Source organism: Pandoraea captiosa (assembly GCF_902459775.1).
In the GTDB taxonomy this organism is placed as follows: Bacteria; Pseudomonadota; Gammaproteobacteria; order Burkholderiales; family Burkholderiaceae; genus Pandoraea; species Pandoraea captiosa.
The window spans coordinates 248,402-270,106 of record NZ_CABPSQ010000001.1; the positions used below are offsets into that span (position 1 = coordinate 248,402).

The 21,705-nt window shown below is 67.9% G+C and carries 7 protein-coding genes; 5 read left to right on the plus strand and 2 right to left on the minus strand.

Annotated features, from left to right (window positions below):
* Together PCA31118_RS01130 and PCA31118_RS01135 are read left to right on the plus strand one after the other, a co-directional pair.
* A complete protein-coding gene (locus PCA31118_RS01130) occupies positions 1–8,097 on the plus strand; it encodes a non-ribosomal peptide synthetase (RefSeq protein ID WP_150622230.1) in 8,097 nt (2,698 codons plus the stop codon).
* A 91-nt stretch (positions 8,098–8,188) separates the two neighbouring features.
* Positions 8,189–12,412, plus strand: a complete 4,224-nt coding sequence (locus PCA31118_RS01135) for an amino acid adenylation domain-containing protein (protein WP_150622232.1) — start codon at positions 8,189–8,191, stop codon at positions 12,410–12,412.
* A 117-nt stretch (positions 12,413–12,529) separates the two neighbouring features.
* Here PCA31118_RS01135 and PCA31118_RS01140 read toward each other — a convergent pair whose 3' ends face one another.
* The gene (locus PCA31118_RS01140; protein WP_150622234.1) at positions 12,530–14,764 is read right to left on the minus strand and encodes a TonB-dependent siderophore receptor; all 2,235 of its coding nucleotides are present in this window, start codon (positions 14,762–14,764) and stop codon (positions 12,530–12,532) included.
* A 129-nt stretch (positions 14,765–14,893) separates the two neighbouring features.
* The gene (locus PCA31118_RS01145; RefSeq protein WP_174990288.1) at positions 14,894–17,518 is read right to left on the minus strand and encodes a penicillin acylase family protein; all 2,625 of its coding nucleotides are present in this window, start codon (positions 17,516–17,518) and stop codon (positions 14,894–14,896) included.
* Positions 17,519–17,696: 178 nt separating this feature from the next.
* Between PCA31118_RS01145 and PCA31118_RS01150 the strand changes: the two genes are divergently transcribed.
* Genes PCA31118_RS01150 through PCA31118_RS01160 form a run of 3 tightly spaced genes read left to right on the plus strand, consistent with a single transcriptional unit; the run spans position 17,697 to position 21,691 of the window.
* Complete coding sequence (locus PCA31118_RS01150) at positions 17,697–18,560, plus strand: ABC transporter ATP-binding protein (protein ID WP_150622238.1); 864 nt, start codon at positions 17,697–17,699, stop codon at positions 18,558–18,560.
* Positions 18,550–20,664, plus strand: a complete 2,115-nt coding sequence (locus PCA31118_RS01155; RefSeq protein WP_484549320.1) for an iron ABC transporter permease — start codon at positions 18,550–18,552, stop codon at positions 20,662–20,664. Before PCA31118_RS01150 ends, PCA31118_RS01155 begins: the two co-directional genes overlap by 11 nt.
* A complete protein-coding gene (locus tag PCA31118_RS01160; protein ID WP_484549321.1) occupies positions 20,654–21,691 on the plus strand; it encodes an ABC transporter substrate-binding protein in 1,038 nt (345 codons plus the stop codon). Before PCA31118_RS01155 ends, PCA31118_RS01160 begins: the two co-directional genes overlap by 11 nt.
* The last annotated feature ends 14 nt before the right edge of the window (positions 21,692–21,705 follow it).

Sequence of the window (21,705 nt, forward strand, 5' to 3'; positions counted from 1 at the left end):
ATGGACGATATTCAAACGACGCTCGCACGCCTCGCCCCCGCGCAACGGCAGGCGATGATCGCGCTGCTCGAGCGCAAGGGCGTGGCCGTGCGCGAACACCTGCCGCTTGAAGGGTGGGTATCAGCCGCCGCAGGGCAGGACGGCGAGCGGGCCATCGCTTCGTTCGCGCAGCAGCGCATGTGGACGTTGCTGCAATTGGACGCGCGACACGACACTTATCACATCACCGGCGCCGTGCAACTGGACGGCGCACTCGATACGACGGCGCTGGCGGAGGCCTTCGCCGCTGCCGTCGCCCGCCATGCCGCACTACGCACGACGTTCTCGCTTGAGGACGGCAAGCTCATGCAGCACGTGCATGCACACGTCGACGTGCCGCTCGATGTCGTGTCCCTGTCCGACGGCGCTGACGGCGCGAGCGAGGCTGACCGCGCCGACGAGGCCGACGAGGCTGACGAGGCTGACGTAAGCGAGGCGCTCGCGAAGGTCAGCCGTGAAGCGTTCGACCTGACGCGCGGGCCGCTGGTGCGCACGACGCTGCTGCGCACGGCACCCGATCGCCGCGTGCTGGTGCTCACGCTGCATCACCTCATTGCCGACGGCGGGTCGCTGGAGGTGCTGATCGACGAGATCGCCCGCGACTACGCGCTCGTGCGCAACGGCCAGACCCCGGTCGCGCAGGCGAGCGGGCCGACCTACGGCGATTACGCGATCTGGCAACGCCTGCGTCTGGGCGGCGACGCGCTCGCCGGGCAACTCGACTACTGGGCGACCCAACTGGCCGGCGCCGACGATCTGCTGGCCTTGCCGCTGGACCGACAGCGACCGGCCCAACGCGAAGGCGAGGGCGGGCGCGTGGCTTTCACGTTGCCCGAACCGCTCGCGCAACGTGTGCGAGCCATGGCGCGCGAGGCACGGACAACGCCGTTTGCGGTGCTGCTGGCATCGTTTCAGGCATTGCTCGCGCGCTACGCCGCCGGGCAGAATCACCGGGACACGCATGACGCGAACGATGTCTCTCCTGACACCGTCGACGTTCGTGTCGGCGTGCCGGTCAGTCACCGCAGCCGTACGGCGCTCGAGCGCGTAGTCGGTTGTTTCGTCAACACGGTCGTGGTGCGCACGCAGGTGGATCTGACGGCCGGATTTGCGGCGTTGCTCACGCAAGTGCGCGACACGCTGCTCGACGCACAGCGTCACGCCGACGTGCCGTTCGAACAGGTCGTCGAGCGTCTGTCCCCGGCCCGGAGTCTGAGTCACAGCCCGCTGTTTCAGGTCATGGTGAACCATCAGCGGCGTCAGGCGGCTGCGGCGCTGCAATTGCCCGGGGTGACGGCCACGGTGCTCGAGGCCGAAACGACACAGGCAAAGTTCGACCTCGATCTGGGGATCGTCGAATTGCCGGACGGCACGCTCGCGGGCGGGCTGGGATATGCCACCGACGTCATTTCCCCGCAGACGGCGCAACGCATCTGCGCGCACTGGCAAACGCTCCTTGCGGCACAGATCGGCCAGCCGTCAGCACCGCTGTATGACTTGCCGCTTGCAGACGCCGCCGAGCGCGCGGCCATCGTGCGTTGGGGGGCGCCGGAGGCCATGCCCCCGACCGACGACCGTCTACTGCCCGGGATGATTGCATCGCATGCGGCGCAGCAGCCGGACGCGCACGCCATCGAGTGTGACGGCGAGGTACTGACCTACGGCGAACTGCTGCGTCGCGCGGACACCGTCGCAGCACACCTGCTCGCGGGACAGTGGCGATCCGAAACGCGTGTCGGTGTTCGCCTTGCGCGCTCGGTCAATGCGCTTGTGGCCATGCTGGGCGTGCTGCGCGCCGGCGGGGCCTATGTGCCACTGGACGTCGACCATCCGGACGAGCGCGTGGCCGAGCTGTGCGCGGATGCCGACATTGCGTACGTGATCACCGACGCTGACGGCATGGCTCGCCTGCCCCTGGGTGTCAAAGGATTTGACGTGGCGATCATTGCATCGACCGGTGCGCCCGCCGCAGTGCTGCCCGTGTTGCATCCCGCACAACTTGCCTATGTGATCTTCACGTCCGGCTCCACGGGGCGGCCCAAGGGCGTTGCCGTCCCGCACGGTCCCATCGCCATGCATTGCCGTGCGATCGCCGGTCTCTTTGGCATGACGCCGGCGTTTCGCGAACTGCATGTGGCGTCGCTCTCGTTCGACGGCGCGCATGAGCGCTGGCTGACGTTACTCTCGCACGGCGCCTGCGTCGTGCTGCGCGGGCCGCGCCAGTGGACGCCCGAGGAAATCTGCGAACAGATCGTCGCGCGACGCGTCACGAACGCCGGGCTGCCGACGGCGTTGTTGCGCCACGTCGCACAGTGGGTCGAGGCGCATCCGGGTGCGGTGCCGCCGGGATTGATCTACTCCTGCGGCGGCGAGGCGCTCTCGCGCGACACGCTCGCCCTCGTCATGCGCACGCTGCAACCGGTGCGCCTGCTCAACGGCTACGGGCCGACGGAAACCGTCGTCACGCCCGTGAACTGGACGGCGCATGCGGGCACGCAAAGCCCGACCCCGTACGCGCCGATCGGCACGCTGGTGGGGCAGCGTCGCGGCTATGTGCTCGACACACGCCTGCAACCGGTGCCGGTCGGCGTGGCAGGCGAGTTGTACCTTGGCGGCGAAGGCGTGGCGCGCGGATACCTCGGACGCGCCGCACAGACCGGTGAGCGCTTCGTGCCCGATCCCTGGGGAGCGCCGGGGGCGCGCATGTATCGCACGGGCGATCGCGTGCGGTGGCTGAGCGACGGTACGCTCGAATACCTCGGACGCCGTGACCAGCAGCTCAAGGTGCGCGGGTTCCGCATCGAGCCGGGGGAAGTCGAGGCCCAGTTGCTCGCGCTCACGGGCGTGCGTGAAGCGGTGGTTGGCACGGCGCAAGGGCCGGCGGGTGTACAACTCGTGGCCCACGTGAGCGCGACGCCGCCTACCGGTGTCGCTGCGTCCGAATTCGGCGAAGGACTGCGTCAGGCACTCGCCGCGCGCTTGCCCGCCTATCTGGTGCCCGCGCAGGTCCTGGTCCTCGACGCGCTGCCCAAGCTCGTCAACGGCAAGCTCGACCGCAGACAATTGCCCGAGCCGGTGTGGCAAAGCGCGAGCGCCGAAGCGCCCCATGTGGGCGCCGAGGCTGAGCTGGCCGTCATTTGGGGGCAACTGCTCGGTGCAGGGCAGGTCGGCCGGGGCGACAACTTCTTCGCGCTCGGGGGCGACTCCATCATCGCGCTCCAATTGGTGAGCCGTGCCCGCGAATCGGGCTGGCGTATCACGGTGCGCGACGTGTTCAGGCACCAGACGCTTGCCGAACTCGCTGCTGCCGCTGTCGTGGCGAAGGCCACGCCATCCGTGACGTCTGTGGATACACCTGGCGTCGACCCCGACAACCGCCCCGCTAGCGACCCCGCTATCGACCCGGACGCGCCTCTGCTGCCGATTCAGTCGTGGTTCTTCGCTGAACCCGTCACGCATCGCGATCACTGGAATCAGTGGGTGCAGGTTGACGTTTGCGATGTCGGCCGTGCGCTGGACGGGGCGACGCTTCGCGACGCGCTGCACGCGGTCGCCAGGCACCATGAGGCGCTGCAAATGCGATATCGGCAAACCGGCGGTGAATGGCGGCAGTGGCGGCAAGATGAGTCGTCGGACGAGTCGGACAATATAGCGCTCGTCGGGCTGGAGATCGTCGATGCGGAGGATGAGACGCAGGCCCTTGCGGCCGCGCAGCGAGCGCAACGCGGACTGTCGTTGTCGGACGGCCCCTTGCTGCGCGCCGCGCTGATCAATCTCGCGAGCGGCGGGCAGCGATTGCTGCTCGTGTGTCACCACATCGCCATCGACGGGGTCTCGTGGCGCATCCTGCTCGGTGACTTGCAGCGTGCGCTCGCGCAGCGAGACGCCGGGCAACCCATCGTCCTTGCGGAAAACGGTTCGGCATACGGCGCATGGGCGACGTACTGGCGCGATTGGGCCGCGTCGCCCGAAGCGGCGAAGGAAGTGGAGTTCTGGATGGCGTCCCTGCAAGGCGCACACGACACGCTTCCGGTCGATGCGACACCCTTGAACGGCGACCGGCAGGCCGAAGCCACCGAGGTGAGCGTGACGCTCGACGCGAACGCAACGCGTCGTCTGCTGGACGCCGCCAACGAACGGGCGCGCATCCATGAGTTGCTCGTCGCCGCGCTTGCACAAGCCGTTGGCGAATGGACCGGAGCGTCGCGTGTTGCCCTGTGGGTGGAAGGCCATGGTCGCGACGCGTTGCCGGGCATGGAGGCCTTCGATCTTACGCGCACGCTCGGCTGGTTCACGTCGTTGTATCCGGTGGCGGTGGACGTGTCGGCGTCCCCGCGTGAGACGCTGTTCGCGCTCAAGCGAATGTGGCGCGCCGTCCCGCGCGCCGGGCTCGGGTTCGGGGCGCTCAGGTATCACGGCGACGCCGAGGCGCGGCGGACGTTGGCCGCGTTGCCACACGGGCGCATTACGTTCAACTACCTCGGACGTATCGACGCGGGTTTCGGTGACGGGCGGTTTGCCCCGAGCGACGCGCCGGCGGGCGATGCCCGGGATGCGTCGGCGCCGCTGGGCAACTGGCTGTCGGTTGACGGCGCCATTGCCGACGGCTGCCTGCGACTGCAATGGCGTTTCTCGCGTGAGCGCTTTCACGAGGCAACGATTGCCGCGCTCGCCGCTCGCATGCAGACGGCGCTCAAGTCGCTGGTGGCGCTTGTGGAGTCCTCGAGCGCAAGCCCCGACGCGCAGTTCACGAGTGCGGCCGATTTCCCGTTGGCCAATCTCACGGAGGACACGCTGGCCGCTCTGCCCGTGCCCGCCGCCAATCTGGAGGACGTCTATCCCCTGTCGCCCATGCAGCAGGGCATGGTGTTTCACGCGCGTCTGGCGCCGGGTAGCGCCTCGTACGTCAACCAGCTTCAGATCCGCCTCGAAGGCCTGCAAGCCGATGCCTTTGCCGCAGCATGGCAAGCGGCGGTGCGGCGTCACGCGATTCTGCGCACGAGCTTCGTCTGGCGTGAGGGCGCCCCACCTCTGCAACTGGTGCAACGCGAGGTGCCGCAGGCGCTGCGCGTACTGGACTGGCGTGCACGCGTGGCGCAGGAGGGGGAAGGCGTACTGACGACGCTCGCCGAAGCGGAGCGTGCGCAAGGATTCGATCTCGCCAGCGCACCCTTGCAACGTGTGGCGCTGGTGCACGTGAGCGACGCTGCCGGGGGCACGTGGCAACTGATCTGGACACTGCATCACGTGTTGCTTGACGGTTGGAGCAGCGCCCAGCTGATCGGCGAAATTCTTCAGGCCTATCTGGCAGCCGTGTCGGGCACTTCGGATTCGTCGGACAGCGTGCGTACGTCCGGCATGCCAGAGGTGCATGGGAACGTCCCCCGATTCCGCGACTACATCGCATGGCTGGCCGCTCATGCGCCGCAGAACGGTGAGTCGTTCTGGCGCGAGCGACTGGCCGCCTTCGAATCGCCGACGCAATTGCATGAGGCCGTGCTGCGCACGCTGCCGCCGGCGCAGGGGCACGGCGAGCGCACCTTCCGCATCGAGGCCGCAGACGCTCAGGCGTGGCAGCGCGCGGCGAGAACCCGACGTTTGACGCTCAATACGCTGGTGCAGGGCGCATGGACGCTGCTGCTCCAGCGCTATACCGGCAAGCGGGACGTCTGCTTCGGCGTGACCGTCTCGGGGCGTCCCGCCGAGCTTCCCGGCGCCGAGCGCATGATGGGACTCTTCATCAACACGTTGCCCGTGGTGCAGGGCCCCGGACCCTCCGACGGGCTCGACGACTGGCTGCACCGCTTGCAGGAAGACAATCTCGCGCTGCGCGAAGCCGAGAGCACCCCGCTCTACGACATTCAGCGTTGGGTCGGCTGGCCGGGGCAGGCGCTGTTCGACTCGCTCATCGTCTTCGAGAACTACCCGGTGGACCGGGCGCTACGCGCGCAGGGCGCGCAGGCGCTGCGTTTCGGCGACATCGTGAACGTGGAGACGACCCATTACCCGCTCACCGTGGGTATTGCGTCGGGCGAGACCATCGATGTCCGCATGAGCTACGACCGGCAACACTTCGACGACGGTGCCATCGAGCGCCTCTGGAGCCAGCTGCGCGACCTGCTGCGCCAGCTTTGTGCGCCGCCGAGCGCGGCGAACCAGCGCGTTGCCGACATTGTTCTGCATGCGCACGATCCGGCAGGCGAGTCGCCACTTGGCCCCCGCCACACCTTCGAGGTGACGACGACCGTCGACCGGATCATCGCCGCCTTCGCGCATACGCAGCCGGAGGCCATTGCGGTGACCGACGGTGAGCATTCGCTGACGTACGCCGAACTCGAAGCGCAGGCGAATCGCGTGGCCCATGCGTTGTTGCGCCGGGGCGTCGCGAGCGAGGATCGCGTTGGCATTGCGCTGACGCGGCGGGTGGAGTTGATCGTCGCCATTCTCGGGGTGATGAAGGCGGGGGCTGCGTACGTGCCGCTCGATCCCGCCTATCCGGACGAGCGGCTGGGCTACGTGGTCGAAGACGCCGGCATCAGGGTTGTCGTTACCGATGCCGCGCTCGGCGCACCCGTCTGGCTGCCGCAGGACAGTGTGAGAATCGACGTGCTGGCGCGCGACGCGACGTTGCCGCAAACATCGCCGGACGTGCCGATTCACGTGGACCAGCTGGCTTACGTCATCTACACCTCCGGGTCGACCGGACGGCCCAAGGGCGTGCAGGTCGCGCATCGTCAGTTGATGCGGCTGCTGCTTGCGACGGAAGACTGGTTCGGTTTCGGCGTGCATGACGTCTGGACGATGTTCCACTCCTACGCGTTCGACGTCTCGGTGTGGGAAATCTTCGGCGCGCTCTCACATGGCGGACGACTCGTTGTCGTGCCGTACTACACCAGCCGCGAGCCGCAGGCGCTGTGGCAAATGATCGAGCAGCAGCGGGTGACGGTGCTGTGCCAGACGCCGTCGGCGTTCTATCAGCTTCTCGCCGCGTTGCCGGCGTCCGCGTCGCATACGACGTTGCGCCACATTGTGCTGGCGGGCGAAGCGCTCGCGCCGCGCCGGCTTGCGCCGTGGTGGTCTCGCTTTGGCGGACAGACCCGCATCGTCAACATGTACGGCCCCACGGAGACGACCGTCTATGTGAGCTTCGGCGTGGTATCGCCCGAACCCGGGATCGGCCAATCGCCGATTGGCGAGGCGTTGCCCGACATCGCGTGGCGCGTGCTCGACGCATCGCTCGCGGCGGTGCCCGTGGGTGTACCGGGCGACCTCTACGTCGGTGGGCAGGGGCTGGCACGCGGCTATCTGGGGCGTCCGGCGCTCAGTGCCGAGCGCTTCGTCCCCGATCCGTGGGGGCCAGCCGGGGCGCGCATGTACCAGACGGGCGATCGTGTCCGATGGCTGCCCGACGGCACCCTCGACTATCTGGGGCGCGGCGATCAGCAAGTGAAGTTGCGCGGCTTCCGTATCGAACCCGGCGAGATCGAGGCCCACCTGCTCGCTCATGCACAGGTAAGCGACGCCGCCGTGCTGGTACGCGACGACGGGCTCGGCGAACAACTGGTGGCGTATGTCGTGACAGACGCCGATGACGAAGGCCTCTGGGCGCGTCTGCGCGATCACCTCGCCACCCGCGTGCCGGTATTCATGCTGCCGGGGCAGTGGCTACGGCTGGACGCGTTGCCGCTCACCCCCAACGGCAAGCTCGATCGCCGCGCGCTGCCCGCCCCGCAGGCGGCGGGCACCCGCTTCGTGCCGCCCGCCGACGGGGTGGAGACTGATGTCGCCCGGATTTGGCAGACGGTGCTGGGCGTGGCGCGTGTCGGTCGTTACGACAACTTCTTTGCGCTGGGCGGGCATTCGTTGCTCGCCACCCAGATGGTGGCGCGTCTGCAAGCGGTGTCGGGGCGCCCCGTGGCGTTGCGCCAGTTATTCGAGACGCCGGTGCTCTCGGACTTCTGCGCGACGTGGTCGGCTGCCGCCCCGGCGGCGCTCGATGCGAGCGCCCGGCACCGGCTCGACGATCTGTTAGGCGATCTCGAGGCGGACGCGGCCTGACAGGGCACGGTCTCGCGTTGCTCGCTCGACAACGGGCGACGCGAGATCTTCTCAATTTCGATAGGTAGTGGTTCGACAGAAGGATCTCGCAATGTCTCTGGCCAATTCCCCCAACGCCGACGATTCGGCATTGATGCGACGCTTTCTCGCCTTGCCGGCCGACAAGCGCCGTGTGTTTCAGACACGCGCCCGTGAACAAGGTATCGATCTGGCCAGTCTGCCGATTCCCGGCGGTTTGCGTGAGGGCAGCGACGCACCGCTGTCGTACGCACAGCAGCGCCTGTGGGTCGTGGAACAACTCTCGCCGGGCACGGGCGCGTACAACATTCCGGCGGCGGTGCGCCTGCGTGGCAAGCTCGATGTTGACGCCCTCTCGCAGGCCTTTGCCGCCATCGTCGCGCGGCACGAAGCGCTGCGCACCAGTTTCCACGACGGTCCGGACGGCGCGGTGCAACGCGTGCATGCCGACGTGCCGTTCGCCATCGACTACGAGGACTGGCAGGGCGCTGCCGGGACCCGGGCCGAGCAGGACGCGCGCGTGCAGGCGTGCGCCCGCGACGAGGCGCTGCGCCCGTTCGCGCTGGACGCGGCGCCCTTGATGCGCGCGCGCCTGATGCGTCTGGCCGCCGATGAGCACGTGCTGTTGCTCACGTTGCATCACATCGTGGCGGACGCGTGGTCGATGACGCGTCTCGTCGAAGCCTGCACGCGCGCCTATGCGCATTTTTGCGACGCGTTAGGTGCCGCCGGCGCTCACGCCGGGCCGCTGCCCGCGCTGCCCATTCAGTACGCCGATTACGCGATATGGCAACGCGGATGGCTCGAAGCCGGCGAACTGGCGCGCCAGTTGGATTACTGGCGAGGACTGCTGGGGGACGAGCATCCGGTGCTGCCATTGCCGCTCGATCGCGCACGTCCTGCCGTGCCGAGCGGCCGAGGGGCGACTTATGTCGTGCAAGTCGACGCCGCATTGACCGCGCGCTTGCGCGATCTGGCACGCACTGGCAATACCACGCTCTACACGGTGTTGCTCGCCGCCTACGGTGTCTGGCTCGCGCGCCTGTCGGGCGTGCGCAACGTCTGCGTCGGTGTGCCGGTGGCGGGGCGCGCGAAGCTGGAAACGGAGCCGCTCATCGGCTTTTTCGTCAACACGCAGGTCATGCGCGTGCCGGTCGATCCGGTGGCGACGTTCACCGGTCTCGTCGCCACCATGCGCGCGCAGGCCATCGAAGCGCAGGCGCACGCGGACGTGCCGTTCGACAAGCTCGTCGAAGCGCTGCAACCGGCCCGCGACGCCGCCGTCAACGCGCTGTTTCAGGCCAAGTTCAATCACGAGATCGCGCGCGACGCGATGCCGGAGATGGCAGGGCTTCGCGTCGAACCAATTGCCGTGGCGGGGCAAAGCTCGCACTTCGATCTCTCGCTCGATACGCTGGAGCGCGGCGACACGTTGCAGATCGCAGTGACCTACGCGACGGATCTGTTCGACGCGACGACCGTCGAGCCGCTCGCCCGCGCGTTCCATGGTCTGCTCGATCAACTCTCGCGCTCGCCTGGCGAGCGTCTGGCGGATGTGTCGTTAGGGGAACAGGCACTTGCCGTGCTGGAAGGAGAGCGTCGTGCATGGGAGACCGGGGACTGGATGGCCGTCTGGGCATCGCGCGTTGCCCAGGACGGCGATGCGCTCGCCATCGATGGCGAGGATGGTGTCTGGTCGCGGCGCACGCTCGACGCGCATGCCAATCGCGTGGCACACGCCTTGTCGACGCGGGGTGTGGGCGCGGAAGATCGCGTGGCGCTGCTCATGCCGCGCAGCGCGGGGTGGGTGGCGGCGATGCTTGGCGTCTGGAAGCTCGGCGCAGCGTATGTTCCGCTGGACCCGACACAGCCGCGCGCGCGCCTTGAACAACTGATCGACGCCAGTGGCGCCAAGGTGCTCATCGTCGCGCCGGGGCTGGCCTCGTTGCCGCAGGTCGAGGGTTGTGAGACGCTGCCCATCGGGGCGTTGCTCTCGGCGGCAGACGGCGGCGGTATCCACCGCAACGCGCACCCGTCGCAGGCGGCATACGTCATCTACACGTCGGGGTCGACGGGACATCCGAAGGGCGTCGTCGTCGGGCGTGGGGCATTGCATAACTACGTGCAGGGCGTAGCGTCATGCCTGAGCGATCTGCCGGAGAACGCAGGCATGGCGATGGTCTCGACCGTTGCTGCCGACCTCGGGCACACCGTATTGTTCGGTGCGCTCGCCATGGGGCGACCCCTGTATCTCATGCCGCAGGACGATGCCTTCGATGCAGGCCGCTTCGCGCAATGGATGCGCGTGCGTGATATCGGTGTGATGAAGATCGTGCCGAGCCATCTCAAGGGACTGCTGCTCGCCGCCGGGCCGGATGTGCTGCCGCGCGAATGGCTGATCATCGGTGGCGAGGCAGCCGACGCGGAACTGCTTTCGCTGTTGCACACGCATCGACCGTCGCTGCGTGTGCTCAACCACTATGGCCCCACGGAGACGACCGTGGGCGTGCTCACGCATCGCGGCGTGTCGCAGGATGCCCCGCTGCCGGTGGGCGCGCCATTGCCGAACGTGAGCGCCTACGTACTGGATGACGATCTCAACGCGGTGCTGCCCGGCGTGAGTGGCGAGCTGTATATCGGTGGTGTCGCGCTCGCGCGTGGGTATCTTGGCGAACCGGCCAGGACGGCGGAGCGGTTCGTGCCGGACCCGTGGCGTCCCGGTGCGCGGATGTATCGCACGGGCGACCGCGTGAAACGTCGGGTGGATGGCGAGATCGTCTATCTGGGCCGTGCGGACGATCAGGTCAAGATTCGTGGCTATCGCGTGGAGCCGGGCGAGGTCGCACACGCGGTGCGTGCGCTGGCCGGTGTACGCGACGCGCTTGTGCTCGTGGAGCGCGACGCCCGTGGGCAACCGCAGCTTCTGGGTTGCTTCACGGGGGTGGCAACGGAGGCCGAGGTGAAGGCTGCGCTTGCCACGTCGCTGCCCGCTGCGTGGGTGCCGTCGCGCCTCGTACGTCTGGACGCCTTCCCGCTGACCCCGAACGGCAAGGTCGATCGCCGCGCATTGCTGACGACGGTGGCGGCGACCGTGGAATCTTCCCGCGCCGAAGCCGTGGCGCAGGCTGCGCCGGGCAACGCGCTCGAAGCGCATATCGCCGACGTCTGGAAGACGGTGCTCAAGGCCGAGCACGTGAACCGTGAGGCCAACTTCTTCGAAATCGGCGGCGATTCCATCCTCGCGTTGCAAGTGATCGCTCGCCTCAAACGCGGCACGCCGGCGCTCAAGATCACGTTGCGTGAGCTGATGCAGCACGGCACCGTCGCGAAGCTGGCCGCGGCGCTGTCGCCGTCGGATGCCACGCCCGAGGCGAGTCGCGATCTGCTGGTGCGCCTGCTGGTGCGCCTGAATGACAGCGCGTCGGCGGCGCCTGCGTTGTTCTGTGTGCATCCGGCAGTGGGAACGGTGTTCGATTACCGGCCACTGGCGCAGGCGCTCGTCGGGCAGCGACCCGTCATGGGTATTCAGTCGCGCATGCTGCTCGATCCGGCATGGTCGGACTCGTCGCTCGACGCGATGGCCGCGTGTTACGTCGACGCCGTTCGTGCCGCACAACCGCAGGGTCCATACCACCTGCTCGGATGGTCGCTGGGCGGCCCGATTGCGCTGTCGATGGCCGAACGCCTGCGTGCTGATGGCGAGACCGTCGCATTTCTCGGACTGGCCGACGCGTTCGTGCCGAAGGAGGATGACGCGGCTATATCGTCATCACCATCGCCATCACCATCGTCGCGCGACTGGACGGGCGACTTGCTCGACTATCTGGTCACGATCTTGCCGCAGGTCGATGCGCAAAGGCTGCGCGAATCGCTGGCGCCGCATGCGGGCAAGCCGCTCGACGAGGGCGTGCTCGCCGCTGCCGTCGATGCTGCGCTGACGATGCATCGGCGCGAGCAAGAGGAGGCGCCGGGCGCCGGGGCAGACTACGCGTCGCTCGGCCGTGACGAGCTTGCCCACATGTTTCGTGTCACAGCCCATCTGCGCGCGCTGGCCGATGCGCATCGGATGCGTCCGGCTGGCGTGCCCGTGCATGTGTGGTGGGTCGAGCAGCGAGCTTTGGTCGATCGCGCGCGGCTCGCACGTGCGGTCGGTGCACCCCCGGCCTACGAGGCAACGGTGGCGTCGAGTCACATGCAACTGCCGCGCGCGAAGCCGTGGATCGAGGACGTTGCGCGTGCATTGCGCGAAGTGAGTACTCCCGGGGGAGCAGGCGGGGCCTGGCGGCTCGCGTCTTGAAGGTGGGGTTGCCGTCCGCCCGCCACGCATTGAAAACGCGTGGCGGGCGGCGTGCCCAACGCTCACTGATTCAGTCTGGCTCAGCGCATCGAGCCGATGACCGACTCACCGACTGACTTACCAACTGTACTTTGCCGTTCCCAGGATCGTGCGACGGGCGCCGTAGGCGCATTGCGAGGTCGTCACACACACGACGTAGGTCTTGTCGAAGATGTTGCTGCCGTCGAGCTGGAAGCGCCAGTGCTTGTCGTATTGATAGTGCAGGCCAAGATCGACCAGCGTGCGCGAGGGCGCCTGTCCGGCGGTATTGGTGGCGTCGATGTAGGTGGGGCCGACATAACGGACACCGCCATTGAACCCGAATCCCTTGAGCACGCCGGTGTGGAACGTGTAATCCGCCCACAGCGCCGCAGCGGTGCGCGGCTGCTGCGGCGGAACCTTGTCGAGCAGCGTCGGATCGTTGGTCTTCGAGTTGACGATGTTGGTGTTCGTGTATGAGCCGATCACCTTCAGGTTGTCGGTGATTTCCCCGACGGCTTCCAGTTCGAAGCCCTTGGAATGCTGCTCGCCCGTCGTGACCGAGAATGCCGTGTTGGCCGGGTCCGGTGTGAGCACGTTCGTCATGCGGATGTCGAACAACGAGAGCGTGACGAAGCTGTTGTAACCCTTGGGCTGGTACTTCACGCCGATTTCATACTGTTTGCCCTTCGACGGATTGAACTGGTTGCCGAAGCGGTCCACGCCGACGTTCGGCTGGAACGACTCGGAATAACTGAAGTAGGGGGCCAGTCCCATGTCGAACAGATACGTCAGGCCGGCGCGATACGTGGCTTGCGAATCGGCCTGACTCGACGAGCGGTTCGTCAGGCGGTTGTAGACATTCTGCGCCGCCCAGTCCTGACGCACGCCGAGCGTGAGCAACCACTTGTCGTACTTGATCTGGTCCTGGAAGTAGAGCCCGCCCTGGGTGTAGCGCGAGTCGGTGTCTGCCGCCTGACGCGTCAGACCGAACACCGCCGCGCCATAGTTCGGCGCGAAGACGTCGAGCTGGTTGGCCGCGCTGGCGACGCCCTGACGCATGCTGCGATGCTCGTTGTAGTAGTAATAATCGAAGCCGAACAGCGCCACGTGCGAGAGCGGCCCGGTCTGGAACTTCGTCTGCAACTGGTTATCGATCGTGACCACGTCCGTCTGACGATAGTCGGCGAACGGCAGGCGGTTGATCATCCGGGTACTGCCCGGCGCGTACCCCAGTCCGTAGGCATCCGTGTCGACCTTGTAGTCGAAGTACGAATAGCGCGTGGCCTGTCTGAACGTGACCTGATCGTTGAAGCGGTGTTCGAGCTGATAGCCTGCGAAGACTTGTTCGCGCTTGATGTTGTCGTAGTTCGGGTCGCCCACGAAACGGCCGACCGGAATCTGGCCGTTCGGATTGGGCAGCACCGTGCCCGACGCGGGCAGGAACTGGCCGAAGCCGAGCTTGTCGCGCTGATAGCTCGCCTCGAACGTGATGGTGGTCTTGTCCGTGGCTTTCCACGTGAGCGACGGTGCGATGTAGATGCGGTCGTTGGGCGTGTCATCGACCTGGGTGTTGCTGTCGCGGAACAGACCGACGAGGCGGTAGAGCACCTTGCCGTCGGCATCGAGCGGGCCGCTGAAGTCGAACGCGGCCTGCTTGTTCCTGAAGGATCCAGCCGAGAGCTGGATTTCGTGAAGCGGGGTTTCGAGCGGCTTTTTCGTGACCATGTTGATCAGGCCGCCGGGGGTGTTCTGCCCGTAGAGCACCGAGGACGGACCGCGCAGAATTTCGATGCGCTCCAGTCCGTAAGGGTCCAGTTGATACTCGGTGGCCGATTGCAGACGCGTGCCGTCCATGTACATGCCCAGCGTCGACGCCGAAAAGCCGCGAATGTTGATCCAGTCGAAACGGGTTTCGAAGCCGGCGTTGTCGGGCAGCACGCCGGCGCTGTAACGCATGGCCTGACTGACCGACTGTGCCCCCAGATCCTGAATCATCTCCTTCGGAATGACCGACACCGACTGCGGGTTCTCGATGAGCGGCGTGTCGGTCTTGGTGCCCGTGGTGCTGCGCTTGGCGACGATCCCGTCAACCGGACCGGCACCGTTTTCCTCGGCGCGCTCCGCATTCACTTGCGTGGGGGCGAGGGCGACGTCGCCCGACGCGCCGGCCGTCTGTGCAACCGTCTGCGCCCACGCCCCGCCACCAAACGTCAGCGGTGCGAACGCCAGACCGGCGGCCATGGCGATATGACGGTGGATTGGGCGGATCGAACGATGCATCGATCGCTGGCGACTGGCCCCCCGGCCATGGACGCTCCCGTAGTGCTTCATTTGAGACTCCTGGTGTTTTTCGGAAACTGAGGCGACGCGCGCACTCGTTTCCCCGGGCGACGGCACCTATCGAGTAGTGGACGAACCATGGCGACGGATATTTAAGGGCGCGTGCATCGTAGTGCGCCCTTACCGGGCTGAAGTGGACGATGGCGACGAGGGCGACGAGGGGGATGCCGGGAGCGATTGGAACAAGTGCTGCACGCCGGGTGTGTCGCGGGCTTCATCTGTCTCATCCCCCGCATCGAACGGCGCCGTTTGCCAACGCTTGTCCGCCCAGGCCTGAAGCGCGGCGCCGTTGCGCGGATCGGTACGCTCGTCGGCGGGGCCGGACGCATCGAGTGTCGTGGCGTCGATGCCGCGCTCGGGCGCGGCCGGGAAGGAGACGACCTGCAGATAGGTGTCGCCGCGCGGCGTGGCGTCCATGGCGTAACGCCCCGGTCCCATACGAGCGTCGGCGCAAACGATGGAGAAGTAGCCTGCGATGTCGCATCCCCCGCCAAGCCCGATGCGCCGCCCGCCGCGCGTGGCGAAAAGCGCTTCGTCGCGGCGGCTGTCGAGCGCGAGCCCCATGCGTTGCAGTTCCAGCACGGCGGCGCCGAGGGCCTGCGAGAGCGTGGTGCGCTCGCCTGCAAGTTGACTGGGAGACGTGGCGGCCTGCGAGGGCACGAAGGCGTCGGCAAATGCGCGACGTCCCGTGACATCGACGCCCGTGAGCCGGATCCAGACGGCATCCCACAGATTGGCGCCCCGTGCGCCGCGCTCGCCGGTGCCGTCCCATGCGGCCAGCACGCGGCACGCCGGTGCGATATCCACGCTCAGGCCCACGCTCAGGCCCACGCTCTGGTCCGGCGCGAGCGGCTTGAGGTCGAGCGGTTTGTGGTCGAGCGGGTCGACCGTGAGGGGCACCTCGATGCGACGGGTTGGCTCGTCGGCTCCGCTACAGACCTGCGCCAGCAGCGACTCACGCGCGAGTCGCGCCGACAGCGGATCGGCCCGCAGCACCGTCTCACGCACGGCCTGCGTCGTGATGGGGCCGGCGGCGCGAAGGGCGGCAATGCGACGCAGACCCTCGCGCGTGCGCAGCGAGAGCGGCGCGTCGCGGCGACCAAGCACACCGGCAAGCGGGCGTGATGCAAGGTCGGGGGCGTCGGGCGCGGCGAGCCACGCACTGTCGTTCATATTGGCGACGACCGTGGTGCTCATGATGTCCGGCATCTCGCGACGCCCCAGCGTGCCGGGCAGCGGGCTGTCCGGCGACGTTTGCCAGGCGCACGCGCTGCGGCTGCCATCGAGCACCGGAAGGCCCGGCGCCAGCTTGGCGAAGGCGTCTCCTGCGGGCCTTGCCGCGCATGCCGCCGCCAGCGTGTCGGGCACGCCCGGCACCGGACCGATGTCGCCGAACCATACGCGTGGATCCCCCCGGCCGATGGCGAGCGTATTGACCCAGGGATTGGCGGCGTCGACGCGCATGCCCGCGGCGAACGCGTCGAGCGAGCTGGCCTGCGCCATGCGCAGGTAGTGGTCGAGCAGGCCGAAGTTTCCGGCATTCGCGTCGCGCAGCACCATCGCCTGATGCGTCGTCCAGCCAAGCGCCGGGGACAGGGCGGAGAGGTCGACGAGCGGCCCGTCGGCAGTGCGATAGCGGATTCGGGAGACGACGGACGGGGTGCCCTGCGCGTCGCGCACCGGCACCTCGATGCGCACGCGCTGCATGGCTTCGGTACGGTCGTCGAGCCGGTAACGGGTGGGATCGGACGGATCGAGCGTCAGGGCCATCAGGCCGAAGCGCCGGGCGCTCGACACCGTGTGTGTCCAGGCGACGTTCCGAGTGAAGCCGATCATGATGAACGGCGCACCGAGCATGGCGACGCCGGACACGTCCAATTGGCCCGGAATGGTCAGGCGCGCCGGGTAGAGCCGGTCGGGGCCTTCCCAGTACCAGTGAGGGCTGCCGTAGAGGATCGACTGGCCCGTGGCGGTGAGTGCGGCCCCGACGGCGATTGCGTTGCTCCCGAGGCCTGCGTCACCGAGCGAACGCAAGGTGATGGACGGGGCCGCACGTTGTGTCGACACGGGACCGGGAATGGTCGTTGCCGCGCTGGCCGTCGGAGGCTGGGCGGTCGCGATGGCGGTGACTTGCGTGGCGGCGCCGGCCGCCAACGTGGCCGCGTAGAGCCGCCGATAGACGTCGTCTTCCGTGACGGCGCCCAGCGTGCGCAACCAGCCGGTATGGCGGCAGGCGGCGTGTCGGCCCGGGTCCGCGCCCTGTCGCACGTCATGCAGATAGCGGTTGATGCCTGCCGCGAAGCCCTGTGCAAGCGCACGACTGCGCGCGGACTGTGCCGCACGATATCGCGCCATGGTGGGCGCATCGAACGTCAGACGAAAGAAGGTGTCGGCATCGAGATTGTTCGGCTGGCCGAAGGTCGTGCGTTGGGCGACGCGGTTGTCTGCCCCGAACGTGAGTGATCGCTCGCCGCGAAACGTCACCAGGCTCTCGGCGAGCGTGCAGAGATTGTCCTGTGCCTGGGCGTAGCCGAAGCCATAGCCCAGACCGCCCCAGTCGTTCGCGCGGACGTGGGCGGTGCCGTCGGTCGTGCGACGCAGGACCGCCGAGTAACCTGCATCGGGCGCACTGGCGGCGTCGGCAGCATGCGAGGCATCGGACGTGGTTAGGACGGCTAGGGCGGCTAGGGTGCTGCAAGCAGCGCGGGCAGCGCGCAGGCGGGACGGCAGATGCGATCGGGACATGGGTAAATATGCCGGTTGGTGATACGTCTCTTGAGCGACGAACCACCCGTTCCGGTGTTTAGGCGAGCGACGGTGCGCTTGCGGCCCCGCCACCTTCCGGACCCTCCGGAGCCCCGGACCTCCTATGCCCGATACCCGTATTTCGACCGGCCCAGCCATCGCCAGGCCGGCTTCCCCTATGACCGAATCTCCGACTCACGGCGCAGGCGCATCGCTGCGCGCGCAAGGCCTCCACGTCGCCGTAGGTGCGCGAAACGTGCTGACACAGGTCGACGTCACGTTCGCCGCCGGTCGCGTGAGCGCCCTATGCGGCCCGAACGGCTGCGGCAAAAGCACCTTGCTGCGCACCCTCGGCGGCTTGCTCAGGCCTGCGGCCGGTCGCGTCTGGCTCGACGACACGCCGCTCGACACGCTGCGCCCGCGCGAGCGTGCGCGACGCATCGCCCTGCTCGCGCAGACGCCGGGCATGCCGTTCGGCATGACCGTCGCCGAACTCGTTGCCTGCGGCCGTTACAGCCACACCGGCATGGGCGGACGGCTCGGCGACCAGGACAACTTCGCCATCGAGCGTGCCCTGCATCTGATGGAGTTGGAGACGTTATCCACGCGCGACGTGAGCGCGTTGTCCGGTGGCGAGCGCCAGCGGGCGTTCATCGCGATGGCGCTCGCGCAGCAGGGCAGCGTGCTGCTGCTCGACGAACCCACGACCTATCTCGACGTGCGTCATCAGATCGACATCCTCGCGCGTATTCGTGAGCTCAACCGGGAAACCGGCATGACGGTCGTCTGGGTGCTGCACGACCTGAACCAGGCGGCGGCGTTCTCCGACGCCATGCTCCTCATGCGCGAGGGCAGGCTCGTCTTCTCCGGCACGCCGGACGAAACCATGCACCCGGACCGCCTGATGGACGTGTTCGCCACGCCGATGCAGCGCATCGACTTCCAGGGCTTGCCGATGTGTCTGCCCATATTGGAACGTGCGGGCGGGGCGGGCAGCGGGTATGGCGTGGACGGGGCAGGTGGCGGTGAGCATGCACGCTGAGCGCACCATGGCAACCCTGAATCTCACGCGCCGACTGACGGTGCCTGCCCACGCCGCGCCCCAGCAGTACGGGCGTCGCACGCGCGCGCTCTGGGGCGGATGGCTGGCGCTGGCGCTGGCGGTCGTGGTGCACGCGTGGGCGAGCGATGCATGGCCGGGCTTCGGCGCGGTCGTGCGCGCGCTTGCGACGCCAGCGACGCCAGCGATGCAAGCAACGAATGACGCGTCGCTCGGCTGGCTTCTTTTCGTCGATGCGTGGCTGCCACAGGTGCGCGCCGGGCTGGCGGCGGGCGCATGCCTCGGGCTGGCGGGGGCGCTGCTGCAAACGATCACGCAGAACCCCTTGGCGTCCGGCGAATTGCTCGGCGTGTCGGCCGGTGCGCAAATGGGCTTGATCGTGGCGCTGCTCGTGCCGGGGCTCGCCGTGCTGCCGATGATGCTCGCGGGCGGTGTGCTGGCGGCGCTGTGCACGTTCGCGTTGGCCGGGGGCACGCGCACCACGCCGTTGCGCCTGACGCTCGCCGGTGCGGCCAACGCGCTCGCCCTGTCGGCGTTGTGCATGGTCGCGCTGACGTTATATACGCGTGCTGCCGTGGGTGTCGTGCAATGGAGTACGGGCTCGCTGCAGCAGTTCGGCAAGCGCGGCGCCGGTGAGGCGATGTGGCTGCTGCTGCCTGCGGCGGTCGCTCTCGTGGCGCTGCTGCATCCGCTCGGTCTGGCGCGTTTTGGGCAGGCGCAGGCGTTAGCGCTGGGGCAGCGCGTGGGCGCGGTGCGGTTCGGCGCGATTCTGCTCGCGGCGGTGTTGTCGGCGATCGCCATTGCGCTGGCGGGCCCGGTAGGTTTCGTCGGGCTGGCCGCGCCGAACCTCGTGCGCCTCATGGGCGTGCATCGACCGGCATGGATGATTCCGCTCTCGGCGTTGTGGGGCGGCGCCATGCTCATCGTGACCGACGCCGTCGCCCGTGCACTGGTGAGCTTCGGCGCGCTGCCTGTCGGCGTCATGAGCGCTGTCATCGGCGCGCCGGTTCTGTTGCTGTTGTTGCGATACGGGTTGCCCGCAAGCACTGCCGAGATGACCGCCCCGATGTCGGCGCTCAGCCGAGCATCGAGCCGGCGCCCGCTCGCGCTGATCGTTGCGCTGGTGGTGGTGGCGCTGGCGGCGACTGCCGGGGTGACGCTCGCGATGGGCGTGTTGCCTTGGCCCTCCGCATGGCAATGGCGCGATGTGTTCGATCCGCATACGGCTGTGGGGATGCTGGTGGACCTGCGCCTGCCGCGCAGTCTGATTGCGATGGGCGCGGGGGCGTTGCTCGCGGGCAGCGGGGTGTTGTTACAGGGTGCTTGCCGTAATCCGCTTGGCGGGCCGGAGCTGCTTGGCGTCAATCAGGCGGCGGGGCTCGCCGTGCTCGCGCTGTTGCTTGTCTCGCCCGAAGCTGCGGCACGCTGGTCGATGCCTGCGGCGTGGGCGGCGAGCGCCACGGTGCTGGCCATCGTGCTGGGCGTGAATGCACGCTGGGGGCTGGCCCCGATGCGCGTGATCCTGACGGGGATGGCGCTGGCCGGATTGCTCGCTGCGTTAGCCAATCTGCTGGTGCTGCAATTCCACGTGCATGCAACGCAGGCGCTGGTCTGGCTCGTGGGGAGCAGCAACGGGCAGTCCTGGCATGGCGTGCGGGCGTTGCTGCCGTGGCTGGCGATCTGTCTGCCGTTGGCCGTGTATGCGTCGCGATGGCTGGACCTGCTGAGCCTTGGCGACGAGACGGCCGAGGCGCTGGGGGTGCCGGTGGTGCGCGTGCGTCTGGGCTTGCTGGTGTTGGCCAGCGCGATGGCGGCAGCGGCGGTGGCGACGGTGGGGCCGGTGGCCTATGTCGGCCTGATCGTCCCTAACGCGTTGCGCGCGCTGCCGCTGGCCGGCACCCGCGACCGGCTCGTGATTGCGGTGCTGGCGGGCGCCCTGTTGCTGGGGGTGGCCGATCTGTTCGGGCGAACGCTGTTTGCGCCGCTCGACTTGCCGCTGGGCATCGTGACGGCTGCCGTCGGCACGCCACTGTTCCTCTGGCTGCTTTCCCGAACTTTCCTGAGGTCGCATGCACATGCCGGCTAATCCGACGGCGGGCGTGCCGTGTCGCCCGGGGCGCCGCCACTGTCTGAAATCTCTCGTTGCCGGTGCGGCGATGGCGCTCGGCGTTGCGCCGCTCGACGCGCATGCGCAGCACTACCGCGGGCTGTTCAACCGCGCATCGCCTGAATTGCCGACCCATGCAAAACGGGTCGTTTCGCTGGAATTCCTGTTTACCGAATCGCTGCTCGCGCTTGACGTCACGCCGGTGGGCGTGGCCGATCCGCGTGGCTATGCGCAATGGGTCAGGTACCGGGCGGACCGGATCGAAGCCGGGGCGTCTGTCGGCACGCGCGAGCAACCGAATCTCGAAGCGATCGCCGCATTGCGTCCCGATCTGATCGTCGCCTACGCCTATCGGCATGAGCGCCTGTTCGACGCGCTCTCGCGCATCGCGCCGACGGTCGTCTTCAATGTGCAGCCCGCGCAGGGCGAGGGCGATGCGCTCGACCGGATGCTCGCCATCTTCCGCGCCATTGGCGGGATGACGGGGCGTGCGCAGGCGGCCGCGCAAGTCGTTGCCGATAGCGAGGCGCGTATCGCCGTGGCGCGCGACTTGGCGCTGCGTGACGGATTTCGCGACGCGCCGATTGCGCTGCTCAATGCGAACGCAGGCGGGGGCAACTTCTGGGCCTACGACAACAAGGACATGATCGGCGCGCTGATCGGGCATCTCGGCGCACGCAACGCGTTGGGCTGGCTCGACGCGCGTCAATCGATGGTGAACCTGTCGCTCGGCGATCTGGCGCGGCACCCCGAATGGTCGCTGATCGTCGTCGATAACGGCGCGGCGCCTGCCTACCAGTTGCCCGTCTGGCGCGCGCTACCGGCCGTGCGGGACGCCCGCGTGGCATTCCTGCCGCCGTCGTGGGGGTTTGGCGGCCCGGTGTCGCTCGACCGGATTACCGGCCTCGTGGGCGCCGCGTTCACGTCGATGGCGCCGGCCATGCGTGCACGTGCCGCGCTCGCTACATCGAGCCGACGTGAAAGCGAAGCGCGAAGCTGGGCCTGAAGCCGGGTATGAGG

Bases quoted from the DNA above. Each gene is read 5' to 3' on its own strand.
- PCA31118_RS01160 (WP_484549321.1), top strand. From the start codon at position 20,654: ATGCCGGCTAATCCGACGGCGGGCGTGCCGTGTCGCCCGGGGCGCCGC.
- PCA31118_RS01145 (WP_174990288.1), bottom strand. From the start codon at position 17,518: ATGTCCCGATCGCATCTGCCGTCCCGCCTGCGCGCTGCCCGCGCTGCT.
- PCA31118_RS01150 (WP_150622238.1), top strand. From the start codon at position 17,697: ATGACCGAATCTCCGACTCACGGCGCAGGCGCATCGCTGCGCGCGCAA.
- PCA31118_RS01155 (WP_484549320.1), top strand. From the start codon at position 18,550: ATGCACGCTGAGCGCACCATGGCAACCCTGAATCTCACGCGCCGACTG.
- PCA31118_RS01130 (WP_150622230.1), top strand. From the start codon at position 1: ATGGACGATATTCAAACGACGCTCGCACGCCTCGCCCCCGCGCAACGG.
- PCA31118_RS01140 (WP_150622234.1), bottom strand. From the start codon at position 14,764: ATGAAGCACTACGGGAGCGTCCATGGCCGGGGGGCCAGTCGCCAGCGA.
- PCA31118_RS01135 (WP_150622232.1), top strand. From the start codon at position 8,189: ATGTCTCTGGCCAATTCCCCCAACGCCGACGATTCGGCATTGATGCGA.